This window comes from Desulfobulbus rhabdoformis (assembly GCF_016919065.1).
Taxonomy (GTDB): Bacteria; Desulfobacterota; Desulfobulbia; order Desulfobulbales; family Desulfobulbaceae; genus Desulfobulbus; species Desulfobulbus rhabdoformis.
The window spans coordinates 46,019-58,550 of sequence record NZ_JAFFQA010000004.1 but is presented as its reverse complement, the minus strand read 5'-3'; the positions used below and the strand labels follow the sequence as shown (position 1 = coordinate 58,550).

General features: G+C 51.5%; 8 protein-coding genes. 6 read left to right on the top strand and 2 right to left on the bottom strand.

Translation table 11 applies throughout. The annotated features are described in order from the left end of the window. Positions 1-592: 592 nt before the first annotated feature. Entirely contained in the window at positions 593-1,636 is a 1,044-nt protein-coding gene (locus JWJ90_RS03095) for a molybdopterin-binding protein (protein ID WP_205225729.1), read from the bottom strand. 372 nt (positions 1,637-2,008) lie between these two features. Between JWJ90_RS03095 and JWJ90_RS03090 the strand changes: the two genes are divergently transcribed. Then, a complete protein-coding gene (locus tag JWJ90_RS03090; protein WP_205225728.1) occupies positions 2,009-2,188 on the top strand; it encodes a Trm112 family protein in 180 nt (59 codons plus the stop codon). Positions 2,189-2,285: 97 nt separating this feature from the next. Here JWJ90_RS03090 and ppsA read toward each other — a convergent pair whose 3' ends face one another. Next, the gene (ppsA, locus tag JWJ90_RS03085; protein ID WP_205225727.1) at positions 2,286-4,736 is read right to left on the bottom strand and encodes a phosphoenolpyruvate synthase; all 2,451 of its coding nucleotides are present in this window, start codon (positions 4,734-4,736) and stop codon (positions 2,286-2,288) included. Between the two features lie 383 nt (positions 4,737-5,119). On the opposite strand from ppsA, the gene JWJ90_RS03080 reads away from it, so the two are divergent. From JWJ90_RS03080 to pilB, 5 genes are all read left to right on the top strand, one after another. Further along, positions 5,120-6,874: a phosphohexomutase domain-containing protein gene (locus tag JWJ90_RS03080; RefSeq protein WP_205225726.1), complete on the top strand. Its 1,755-nt coding sequence runs from the start codon at positions 5,120-5,122 to the stop codon at positions 6,872-6,874. Positions 6,875-6,962: 88 nt separating this feature from the next. Then, positions 6,963-7,799: a Fe-S cluster assembly protein NifU gene (gene nifU / locus JWJ90_RS03075; RefSeq protein WP_205225725.1), complete on the top strand. Its 837-nt coding sequence runs from the start codon at positions 6,963-6,965 to the stop codon at positions 7,797-7,799. Further along, complete coding sequence (nifS, locus tag JWJ90_RS03070) at positions 7,799-8,983, top strand: cysteine desulfurase NifS (RefSeq protein ID WP_205225724.1); 1,185 nt, start codon at positions 7,799-7,801, stop codon at positions 8,981-8,983. The genes nifU and nifS overlap by 1 nt, the downstream gene beginning before the upstream one ends. Before the next feature lie 79 nt (positions 8,984-9,062). Then, positions 9,063-9,995 (top strand): FAD-dependent thymidylate synthase, encoded by a 933-nt coding sequence (locus JWJ90_RS03065; RefSeq protein WP_205225723.1) that lies wholly within the window; start codon positions 9,063-9,065, stop codon positions 9,993-9,995. 154 nt (positions 9,996-10,149) lie between these two features. Continuing rightward, complete coding sequence (pilB, locus tag JWJ90_RS03060; RefSeq protein ID WP_205225722.1) at positions 10,150-12,399, top strand: type IV-A pilus assembly ATPase PilB; 2,250 nt, start codon at positions 10,150-10,152, stop codon at positions 12,397-12,399. The last annotated feature ends 133 nt before the right edge of the window (positions 12,400-12,532 follow it).

The following is a 12,532-nucleotide window of genomic DNA, read 5'->3' as shown; positions in this document are numbered from 1 at the left end:
CTATATTTCAATCAACACCATTGACGAGTTTTCCTCAAGTGATATTCCTGCTAAATAGTGTCCGTTCAGAAATGAGGATTTTTGTTCAGGCTCAGGTAAGTCCCGGCTCCGCGGTATTGGCAGAAAAAACAATTATTCAAGATTCCCTTGAGACATGTCCCTCCAAAAGCAGTGCGCGAATCTATAGGGGCTTTGTTTCTCAACCATTTACGATTTATTAATTTCAAATCATTACCTTGTTTGAATTGTTTGAGTTTTTTGTTTCAGGCCACCTCAGGGGCAGGTTAAAAGGGCAAAAAAAACCGTTTATTTCCTTCACGAGGAAACAAACGGTTAAGAACGTCGTACATACCGGTTGCTGACTGTTTTCTGGATCCGTGACAGCGAGTGGTCACAGAACACGGTCGCCTATTCATGAGGCGGAAATTCTTAAACTAATTCATTTATTTAGTTTCCCCCGCCCCCCCTGAGGACATCCATCCGCACGCCACCTTCATCATTCGTAACACGCCGATAAAGTGTACTTTAATCGGTATGTCACAAACAACGAAGCTGACACACCGATAGATGCTCACGGATTCAGGTATTCGTTTTAGCCTTTGCCGAAACTGCAAACGGGATACTGGCATTTCGGACAGTTGCGGCACAAACCGCCGTGGCCAAGTGCTGCGAGTTCTTCTCGCCCTATTTGCTCTCCGATAAGCACCCGGGGTAAGATGAGGTCAAGTACGGTTATGGCGTGAAACATACCGCAGGCAGGAACACCCAGCACGGGAACCTCTCCAATTTTCCCCACGAGAAACATAGCTCCGGGGAGAACAGGAGTACCATACTCGGTCATTTCAGCTCCAGCTTCTTTTATGCCCATTCGGGTAAGATCATCGGGATCCACCGACATCCCACCGGAGGTAACGATAAGTTCCGCGCCACCAGCGATACATTTTTTGATTTCCTCCGCAATCAATGAGACATCATCCGGGGCGAATCCGACCATGGCCACCTCGGAGCCAATCCCCTCCAGTTTTTTGCGGAGCACAGCTTCGAACTGATCCTGAATGCGCCCGTAGAAGACCTCACTGCCGGTAATTACCAGACCAGCCTTCACCTTGGGCAACTCGACCACCTCAACGATCGGAAATGACTCCTGTGCCAATTGAACAGCCTTCTCAACCACGCCACGCTGGCCAACCAGTGGAATCAAACGCGAAGCTGCAATCTGCTCGCCCTTTTTCACAGGCGTGTTGTCCTGCAGGGTGGCGCACATCACCTCGCCGAGCAGGTTAAACTGGTAAAGCGCCTCCTTGTTGATTTTCAATAGGCCATCAACGGCCGCATGCAAGCTGACCTTGCCCTCGACCACTTCTTCTGAATACTGCACTCCGCCGCCAGCAAGGGCCTTGGCCATAAGCTGGGCCGCCTCGTTTTCATGAATCTCTTCTGGCCCGAGTTTGAGCACATAGATGTGCTCTTTTCCCAGTCGACGCAAATGATCAACATCCTCAAAACGAATCACGTGCCCTTTTTTAAAGGCCCGCCCTTTGAAGCTGTCTTTGACAATCTCTGTAATATCATGCGGCAGCACCATGCCTACCGCCTCTGTTACCGGAACACTTTTTCTCAGTGACACTTCAGCCATTGTACCACACCCAGCTCATTCATATTGTTCGTTGGTCGCAGGGAGAGCATCTTCCCTCTCCTCTGTGCCGGCAGTTTGATTCTCCGTTTTATCTTTATCAAAATAACGTTGGCCATACAATCGTTTTCCCCACTCTCAGTGGATTTGCCGACGCTCAATACTTTACCCCAGCCACCTCGTGGAGTACTATAGCCCCAAATCCGTGACGGCGAGTGGTTACTGAACAACGCCCCCTCTTAACGAGACGAAGATTTTTTACACAAATTCACGTGTTGTTCAGATACATGCGCCTGTGCGATGGATGCATCATATCTCAGGCAGCAAAACGCTCTACCAAAGAACATACTACAAAGCACCCATAAGGAAAACACCATGATTAAACAGGAACTTGTTGAGATTCTAGCCTGTCCCAAATGCAAAGGGCCGGTGGAGCAACAGCAGGACCCGCCAGGGCTTATCTGCCGCAGCTGCCAGCTACTTTATCCTGTGCGTGACGACATCCCCATCATGCTCATCGATGAGGCGAAACCGCTTCCAGAAAAGGAGCAGTAATTCAGCCGATCGCACCACATCCCTTAGAACAAAAAACAGCCTGACAGAAACGATTCTGCCAGGCTGTTTTTTTGTATTGTTCTTGCTTTTGCAAGACTCAAGGAGTGATGCCCAACTCTTGCTCCTTGGCAGCAATAGCCAAGCGGGTTTTCACCACGGTATCAGACACAAGACTGATGGAGTCAATTCCCTCTTCCACCAGGAAGGTGGCAAAGTCAGGGAAGTCAGAGGGCCCCTGACCACAGATGCCAATCTTGCGGCCACGGCGTTTTGCAGTGCCAATGACCATGCGGATCATTGCTTTCACAGCCTCGTTGCGCTCGTCATAGATATGGGAGACAAGATCGGAATCACGATCCAGCCCAAGGGTCAGCTGGGTAAGATCATTGGAACCGATGGAAAATCCATCGAAGACATCACAGAAGGCATCGGCGGAAATCACGTTTGAGGGAATCTCGCACATAACATAGAGCTCAAGACCATTCTCGCCCTGAACCAGTCCGTTTTCGCGCATAACCTCGACAACCTTGCGCCCCTCTTCCGGTGTCCTGCAAAAGGGAACCATCAGCTTGATGTTGGTCATGCCCATCTCGTTACGTGCCTTGATCAGCGCCTTACACTCCAGATCGAAGGCCTGCCGGTAACGCGGATCATAGTACCGGGAGGCACCACGCCAGCCAATCATGGGGTTGGATTCCTCCGGTTCATATAAATAGCCACCGATCAGGTTGGCATACTCGTTGGATTTGAAATCAGAGAGTCGAACAATAACATCCTTCGGATAAAAGCCAGCCGCGATCCGACCGACCCCTTCCGCCAACTTATCGATGAAGTACTGCTCCTTATCATCCGGGTAGGCTGAGGTACGGTGATCTATATCCTCGATCACCTCACTGATTTCTTCGTCGCTGCCGGCCTGTGCTTTCAGTGAGGCATAGTTGATCAACGCTAGCGGATGGATACCGATATGGGAGTTGATGATAAACTCCTCGCGGGCAAGCCCGACCCCATCGTTGGGGAGCTGTCCCTCAACAAAGGCTTTCTCCGGCAGCCCCACGTTCATCATGACTTTGGTACGGGTGGAGGGGATATTATCCAGATCCAGGGATTCAATTTCAAAATCGAGCAGGCCGTTATAGACAAAACCGGTTTCCCCTTCGGCGCAGGAGACGGTGACGTTCATACCGTCTTTGAGCATCTGGGTTCCGTTTTCCGTACCGATAACACAGGGAATACCTAGTTCGCGGGAGATAATCGCTGCATGGCAGGTCCTGCCGCCACGGTTGGTGACGATAGCCCCAGCCGTCTTCATGATCGGCTCCCAGTCCGGGTCGGTCATATCGGTCACCAGGACCTCGCCAGCCTTGAAGTCGTGAATCTGGCTCACATTGTGCAATACACGGGTCACACCCTGACCAATTTTGGCACCAACCGCCTGACCGCTGGCCAGAACATCACCCGAATCTTTGAGCACATAGGTTTTCATGGTGCGGGTGGTGACCTGGGAATGAACCGTTTCCGGGCGAGCCTGGACGATGAACAGATTCCCGGTGCCCACTGTTTTGCCGTCGCCATCTTTGGCCCACTCGATATCCATGGGGCGACCGTAATGGTCTTCAATAATGCAGGCCCAGCGTGCCAACTGCAGAATCTCATCATCACTGAGGATGTAGGAATTACGTTCTTCTCCAGTGGTGTCGATATTTTTGACCGGCTCTTCTGCTCCAGGATCGGTGTTATACACCATCTTAATTTCCTTGGTGCCAACCCGCTTGCCCACAATGGGGCGTTTGCCTTCCTTGAGGGTGGGCTTAAAGATGTAGTACTCATCGGGGTTCACCGCCCCTTGCACCACGTTTTCTCCCAGCCCCCAGGCGCCGGTCAAAAAGACCGCATCTTTGAAACCGGATTCGGTATCAATGGAAAACATGACGCCCGAACAGGCTGAATCGGAGCGCGCCATTTTTTGCACGACAATGGAGAGATAAACATCAAACTGACCAAAGCCCTTGTCATGGCGATAGGAAATAGCCCGATCGGTAAAGAGTGAGGCGAAGCAGCGCTTACAGGCATCGATAAGAGCATCTGGGCCGCAGATATTGAGATAGGTATCCTGCTGACCGGCAAAGGAGGCATCAGGTAAATCTTCAGCCGTTGCAGAGGAGCGGACAGCGACATCGACACCTGCACCATACTCCTCTTCCATTTTATTATAGGCGCTGATGATTTCCTCGCGCAGTTGTGCAGGGAATTCAGCGGTACGAATGATCTCACGGACTTTGGCTCCCCGCTCCTGCAGGTTGCGAAGATCGTGGGTATCGAGCCCCTCCAAAGCATTGCGAATAGCTTCTTCAACACCAGCTTCTTTCAGTAGATAACGGTAGGCATAGGCGGTAATGGCGTATCCGTTGGGCACGGCAACCCCTTTGGAGGTCAGCTTCTGATGCATTTCACCCAGGGAAGCGTTTTTTCCGCCAACCATCGGCACATCTCCTATGCCGATTTCATCAAACCAAAGAATAAGTGCAGTATCATGCCGGTTTTCCATCTATAACTCCCGTGTGAAATGAAAACGTCGGATGAGTCCCCCTGCGCAACAATTCGTCTGTTACCGGAATCCGACGTCTAATAGGTAAAAAAATACTGAAATATAAAAAAAATACAACCCCTGGTCAACCCAAACCTCTGCCAATTTTTTCTGCAAAGATGAAGATATACACGGCCTCCAGCAAGAGCTTGCCAAGGGGGAAAACCAAGGCTATAGTGATGGAATACTTACTTTTTGCCATCTTTACAAAATGCCCCCACCTCAGCGTTTTCAGTTCTGCAACCCGTGGGCAATCAAATCTTTTTACACGGCGTTTCTGCCCCAGAGACAGAGAGCCCCGGCACACCGATCGCCAGCCAACCCCCTACCCCGATGGAGCGAACATGAGCATCGCACAAGAAATCCTGGATATACGAAGCCGGTACATAGTCGATAACAACCATCCCGCAAGCCAGTATTTTCAAGCCATCAAAGCCCTGGTCCAAGGCCGGACCAATGCGGTGAGCACAGACAGGCAAAGCTGGCAGGAGGCGATAGACGATATCTACCGCCTCATCGAAGATGAAATTCGCACCAATACCGCCATGCCCCTGCAACCGATCAAATTTGGCACCTCTGGCTGGCGGGGCATGCTGGGCAAAGACCTGTATATCCATTCTGTCGCAGTTGTAACGGCCGCCATTCTCAGCCTCTATCGTGATGCGGAAACAAGCGACGACCTGCGCCAAGCTCTGGGCGTCAACAGCTTTGCCGAGATGCAGCGCCGGGGCTGTGTGGTCGGCTTTGACAACCGGTTCGGAGGCCCTGTTCTGGCCCTTGCCGCCGTCAACATTCTCAGCGCCAATGGCGTGAGTGTTTTCTACGCTGGCGAGGCAACCACAGGTGCGCTTTCGGCCTCGGTCCTCATTCGTAACGCAGCCTTCTCCATCAACCTGACTCCCAGCCACAACCCCCTGGAATACGGCGGCTTTAAATACAATGCTGCAGACGCTGGTCCGGCAGCGCCCATTCTCACCGACAGCATAACCCGCCTCTCTCGAGAATATATTCAGACTGCAACAGTCCCCTTTATCCCCAAGGAGCTTGACCTGCAAACCCCTCTTGCGGATTTACCCAATCTCGTGCTCGAAGATGCCCTGGCAAGCTGGCAGCAACTGGTGCGCGATGGCGAGGGTCTTCATGGGCTGCAATACGATCGACTCCTTGAGGACTTTGTCCGGAACGATGATATTGTCGTCTGTGTCGATACAGTGCACGGTGCCTCTCGACGATTTATTTCCCGACTGCTCAACAACCCTCCCGAAGAGCGCCTACTCCTGCTGCGTGAGGACAAGGACCCCACCTTTGGCGGCATCGCTCCAGAGCCTTCATCTGCCAACATGCAGCCCACCATTCGCACCCTGGCTTCCCGCAAAGAGCCTTTAAAAATCGGGGCCATTATCGACCCGGATGGCGACCGCATCCGTTTCACCGACGGGGAAGTCGAGATCTCCATGAACCAATTTGGGGCGATGGCGTATCATTTTCTCCATGAAATCAAAGGGAAACAGGGAATGGTCGCCAAAACCGTTGCCTCCAGCAATCTGGCAAATGCCCTGGCCAAACAAATGCAGGAGGAGACCTTTGAGCCCAAGGTTGGTTTTAAAGAGTTTAAACCTGTTATCAACAAGGCGCTTGTCTATTTTGAAGAATCTGATGGAATTTCCATCATCGGCCATACCCCGGAAAAAGATGCCTTTATTGGGCTGATCCTGGCCATAGACATGGTGCAGAGCTTGAAAAAATCCCTGGGCGCGTATCTCGAGGAAATTGAGACCACCTACGGGCATTACTACCCTGATCGTGACAGTGTCACGGTTTCAGCGCAGGGAGAAGCGCTGCTGCAAACACTGAGTCGGCTTGAAGCTTATGGTCCGGGAACAACGGTCCAGGTGGGAGATATGCACAAGCGGATTGCGGAGGTTATCGCTATTGACGGACGTAAAATGATCCTTGAAGATGGCTCCTGGCTGATGATTCGGCCTTCGGGCACCGAACCGAAAGTACGTTTTTATGTTGAGGCTCGAACGCCCGAAGAAACTTCACTCCTTGTAAAAAGTGCCAAATCGATGCTTGCCGAAATAGGACTCCTGGCATAATGTAGCAATCTAATTATACCCCGGCTTTCCTCATCTGTGAGGGAAAGCGCCTATAACAGCTTATTTTTATTACTCTAGAGAACCGGTCATGTGGGAATATACAGATAAAGTCCAGGAACACTTCACCAATCCGAAGAATGTCGGCGAAATTAAAAATGCCAGCGGTACCGGTAACGTAGGCTCTATAGCCTGCGGCGATGCCCTTCGCCTGACCATCCAGGTCGACGAAAACGACATTATCACCGATGCCAAATTCAAGACCTTTGGCTGCGCCTCAGCCATTGCCTCCTCGTCCATGCTTACCGAAATGCTCAAAGGGATGAAACTTGAGGACGCCAAAAACCTGACCAACGATGACATTGCACAGGCTTTGGGCGGTTTGCCTAAAGAGAAAATGCACTGTTCGGTCATGGGACGCGAAGCCCTTGAGGCGGCAATCGCCGACTACACCGGCGTCATGTTGCCCATGGCTCAGGGTGAAGTGGTCTGTGAGTGTTTTGGCGTGACTGATCTGGAAATTATTCGCGCTATCAAGGAAAACTCCTTGGCCTCTGTGGAAGAGATCACCAACTTTACCAAAGCCGGAGGCGGTTGCGGGAAGTGTGAGGGGCGTCTTGCGGCCCTGCTGGTTGAAAGCACAGATAAGCAAAGCAGCCCGGCTACGGCGCAGAAAAAGAAAAAACGCATGACCGCTCTGGAAAAAATCAAAAAAATCGAAGAGGTCATTGAGCGAGAAATCAAGCCGACCCTGAAAAAAGATGATGGTGACATCCAGCTCATTGATGTGGATGGCGACTTTGTCACCGTTTCCCTGCGCGGAACCTGTGCCGGCTGCTACTCCTCCCAGACCACCCTCAAAGAGTATGTGGAGAAAAAATTGCGTGAACAGGTGCTTGACACCTTGATTGTTGAGGAGGACAAGTAATGGCTTTCTCGTTAGACACCGTTATCTACATGGACAACAACGCCACCACCCGGATTGCCCCTGAGGTGCTGGATGCTATGATGCCCTACCTCAGCGATTACTACGGAAACCCTTCTTCCATGCATACCTTTGGCGGTCAGGTGGGCGAGGCTGTCACCCAGGCGCGTCAGTCGGTTGCCGATTTATTGGGAGCGGATCCCGGTGAGATCGTCTTCACCAGCTGCGGTACAGAGAGTGATTCGACCGCGATTTTTTCCGCTCTGCGTACCTACCCGGAAAAAAACCATGTGGTCACCACCCGCGTCGAGCATCCCGCGGTAAAAAATCTTTGTGACAACCTGGAAACACTCACCGGTCGCAAATATCACATATCCCGCCTCCCGGTTGCCGAAGACGGTACTCTGGATATCGAGCGCTACAAGGAATGTCTGACAGACGAGACAGCCATTGTCAGCGTCATGTGGGCCAACAACGAGACCGGCGTCCTCTTCCCGGTTGAAGAGATGGCTAAAATCGCCAAAGAACGTGGCATCCTCTTTCATACCGATGCAGTCCAGGCAGTGGGCAAAATCCCGATTAACCTCAAAGATTCCACCATCGACATGCTCTCCCTCTCCGGCCATAAGCTGCATGCACCCAAGGGGATTGGTGTTTTGTATGTCCGTAAGGGAACGCCCTTTGTGCCGTTTCTCAATGGCGGACATCAGGAAAAAGGACGCCGGGGCGGTACGGAGAATGTTGCCTCGATTATTGGCCTGGGCAAAGCCTGCGAGCTGGCTGCAGCCATGATGGACGAGGAAAACACCCGCGTGCGTGCCCTGCGCGACAAACTGGAAAAGGGATTGCTCTCTTCCGTGCCGAAAGCCATCCTCAACGGTCATCCGGAAAAACGTTTACCCAACACCGCCAATATCAGCTTTGAGTATGTGGAGGGCGAGGCTATCTTGTTAATGATGAACCAGCACAATATCTGCGCCTCATCCGGGTCAGCCTGCACCTCGGGATCGCTTGAGCCCTCACACGTCTTGCGTGCCATGGGTGTTCCGTTCACTGCGGCCCATGGATCGATCCGCTTCAGTCTCTCGGTCTACAACACCGAGGAAGAGGTTGATTTCATCCTTGAAAAGATGCCTCCCATTATTGCCCGCTTGCGAGAGCTCTCCCCCTTCTGGGAGGAGGATTAATTCTTTTCTGCACGTTTCGCGCCGCTTACACTCCTGTGAGCGGCGCATTCCTGTCCCTCTCTTTCCTTTCTGAAATCCTATGCGCATAATCGAGCCGAGCGTCACCATTCTTGATGAACTTGACCAACAGAGCCTCCCGGTCCGTATCGAATTCTGCGGACGTATCTGTTATAAGAGCGAAGACAGGATCGATACTAAATCTGCAATTCCTTTTGTTCGTAAGATGGCAGAATACGGTCACAACTCTGTGCTTGAAATGGGCGTCACCACCTTTACCGTGACGGCCCGGAGCAAAGATACGATCGCTGCTTTTTTTCTCCATCAACCCAAGTATCTCTTTATCGATCGGCTGGATGAACAATCATTGCTTATTTCAGGCTCTGTCCGTGCCTTGACCGAAATGGCGCTTGCTCACCCCAATGACCCCATTGCCCGTGCCCTTGTGCAGAAGCTGGAGACGGCACATCCCTATTTTTTTGAAACCATTACCTGGGGCCCCTGTCAGCAGGCAGCTGAGGTGGAGGTTCAGCGGATGTCGCTGGCCCAGGTCGAGGCGCTTCCCCGAGAGCAACTGATCAAACACCGCTACCTTGCCGTTAAATTTATTGTCAACCGGGCCGTGACGCACGAGCTTGTTCGCCATCGCCCCTGCACCTTTCTTCAGGAAAGCCAGCGGTACTGTCGCTACTCCGCCGATAAATTCGGCAACGAAGTCACCTTTATCAAACCGGTGTTTTTTCATGAGGGTAGTGCAGAATACGCTCTTTGGGCAGAATCCATGGAGGCCATGGAAAAACAGTATCTACACCTGCTTGAAACCTCGACCCCGCAGGCAGCGCGGACAGTGCTGCCCAATTCCTGTAAAACAGAGATCATCGTTTATGCCAACTTTCAGGAATGGCAGCATATTCTCGCATTACGCACCTCCCCTGCAGCCGAACCCTCCATGCGCGAGGTAATGATGCCCCTGGGAAAAATGCTCGCGGAAAAATATCCCGCAATTTTCACATAAACCCCACAGTGGCCAGACTTAGAAATTTCTTAACAATCTTTTTTGTATTATTCTTCATCTATTAGGAAGATTTTCTTCTTTTTGACCCATCTTTGCGTTTATAGTACACTATTGAAAAATTTCTCATTCCTCGTCCCAAAGGCCTTCTAACTCCATGGCAACACGAGCAGGACAATCAAAATCAGATACGCAAAGAGGCTCCCTGAAACGAACTGTTAAGGATCAATCAGGAGCCGGTAGATTAAAAATTGGCGAACTGCTGAGTAAGGCCGGTTATATTACCGCCAACCAGTTTGAGGAAGCCAAGGCCATCCAAAAAAAATCCGGTGAACGACTCGGTCGTATCCTTCTGGAAAGCGGAGCCATTGAACGGGATACCATCGCCAACTTCCTGAGCAGGATGCACAACTACACCCTAGTTGTCATCGATCAGGAATCCCCCAGTGAAGAAGCGCTTCAGCTGGTCCCTTATGAAACAGCCAAGCAGTTCATGGCCTTTCCCCTTCGGCTTGCTGGTGATACCTTACAGATCACCATGGCCGAACCCACCGACTCGCTTGATATTGAGCAACTGCAGGACATTGTCAAAAAGAACCTGACTGTCTGTGTCTCCACGGCTAAAAATATCATTGACTCGTACAGAAAATACTACAAGATCAGTGAAGAGGAGCATCTCTCCTTTTTTAAATTTGAGCCGGAAGGTGAAGAGGAAACCGTTACCCAGGTTGATGACTTTGGTGCCCTGGTTTCTGATGCGGCTGAAGATTTTGAGATAGAGAGCACCACGGCCGAGGAGAGCACCTTTGAGCAGTTTTCTGCCTCAGATGCCCCAATTATCAAATTGGTGAATGGTATTCTCGTTAAGGCAGTTCAGGAAGGGGTCAGCGATATCCATATCGAGCCCTTTGAAAAGAGCATGCAGGTTCGCTATCGCAAGGATGGCTCGCTGTTCAAATCCATGAACCTGCCGCTGACAATTAAAAATGCCATGGCCGCCCGTATGAAAATCCTGGCGGGACTCAACATTACAGAGCGGCGCATTCCCCAGGATGGGCGTATCAAAATTCGGCTGGGTCGAAATCGGGCTGTGGATTTCCGTGTATCCACCCTGCCCTTGCTGCATGGCGAGGGTATTGTTCTTCGTATTCTCGACAAAAACTCGCTCAACGTCGACCTGACCAAGCTCGGTTTTACCGTCGCTACCTTTGAAGCACTGAAACGCTGTCTCTCCAGACCACAGGGCCTGCTGCTGGTTACAGGCCCCACAGGTTCGGGTAAAACGGTTACCCTCTATTCAGCCCTGAACTCACTCAACACCGAAGATATCAAAATTCTCACCGCTGAAGATCCTGTTGAGTTCAACTTCAAAGGCATTAACCAGGTTAATGTGAACTCCGAGGTCGGCATGACCTTTGCTGCGGCGCTTAAGGCCTTTTTGCGCCAGGATCCGGATATCATCATGGTTGGTGAGATTCGTGATATCGAAACGGCAGAGATTGCCATGAAAGCGGCAATGACAGGTCACTTGGTCTTTTCGACCCTGCATACCAACGACTCTCCGGCAACGGTCGGTCGTATGGTCGATATCGGTATTCCTCCCTATATCCTTGCCTCTTCTCTGACCATGGTGCTCAGTCAGCGACTTGGCCGCAGACTCTGCACACATTGTAAAACACCGGCACAGTACGATGCAAAAGCTCTGATCAGCGCCGGGTTTAAAGAGGCGGAACTGAGTGAACTCAAACTGTTTAAGGCTAAAGGCTGTCCTGAATGTAACGGCTTGGGCTACCGTGGCCGTGTGGGTTTTTTCGAACTGATGGAGGTCACCGATGCCGTGGCTGAGGCCATTCAGGCGGAGGTCCCGGAAGAGCAGTTACGTAAGGTCGCCATCCAGGAAGGCATGTACACCCTGCGCGAGGCGGGCCTGCAAAAGGCGAGAGAGGGGGTCACCAGCCTCGAGGAAGTACTGAGACGAACCGTTGCCCATGAGGACAGCCTCCCCGCCTATCTGGTGAACCCGGATGTGGAAGAATACGAGGACGGGGATGTCATCATTCAGGAAGGGAATAAAGACCGCGATTTCTTTAAACTGATTCGCGGAAAACTCGCTGTTTTGCGATCGGGTAAGAAGATTGCCGAAATCACCGAGCCTGGCGAATATTTCGGCGAGATGGCTTCCATTATTGAAGAGCCCCGCTCGGCCTCCATTATCTCCGTGGGCAGGTGCACCATCAAGCGCTACCCCGGAGATAAACTTGGTGAGTTGATCGAAAAATATCCGGATGTCTCCCAGCATTTGTTTCGGACCCTGGTCGAGCGACTCCACAAGACTGACCGTATTGTTGTCCAGCTCGCCAGCGCGGGAAAACCACGCCCTCCGCACCATGTGATCCGACAGGCTTAACCCCTGATTTTCAGTGAAAGATTGTAAAAAAAGCTCGGTCTCCTATGAGACCGAGCTTTTTTTACGCTTACTTCTTTCCAATCCCTATTGTGAAGAACGTAAACAAGCAGAGTAATCGCTTACAGGTTCGATG

Excerpts from the sequence above, each read along its gene's own strand:
- JWJ90_RS03090 (WP_205225728.1), top strand. The coding sequence starts at position 2,009 with ATGATTAAACAGGAACTTGTTGAGATTCTAGCCTGTCCCAAATGCAAA.
- ppsA (WP_205225727.1), bottom strand. The coding sequence starts at position 4,736 with ATGGAAAACCGGCATGATACTGCACTTATTCTTTGGTTTGATGAAATC.
- nifS (WP_205225724.1), top strand. The coding sequence starts at position 7,799 with ATGGCTTTCTCGTTAGACACCGTTATCTACATGGACAACAACGCCACC.
- JWJ90_RS03065 (WP_205225723.1), top strand. The coding sequence starts at position 9,063 with ATGCGCATAATCGAGCCGAGCGTCACCATTCTTGATGAACTTGACCAA.
- nifU (WP_205225725.1), top strand. The coding sequence starts at position 6,963 with ATGTGGGAATATACAGATAAAGTCCAGGAACACTTCACCAATCCGAAG.
- JWJ90_RS03080 (WP_205225726.1), top strand. The coding sequence starts at position 5,120 with ATGAGCATCGCACAAGAAATCCTGGATATACGAAGCCGGTACATAGTC.
- JWJ90_RS03095 (WP_205225729.1), bottom strand. The coding sequence starts at position 1,636 with ATGGCTGAAGTGTCACTGAGAAAAAGTGTTCCGGTAACAGAGGCGGTA.
- pilB (WP_205225722.1), top strand. The coding sequence starts at position 10,150 with ATGGCAACACGAGCAGGACAATCAAAATCAGATACGCAAAGAGGCTCC.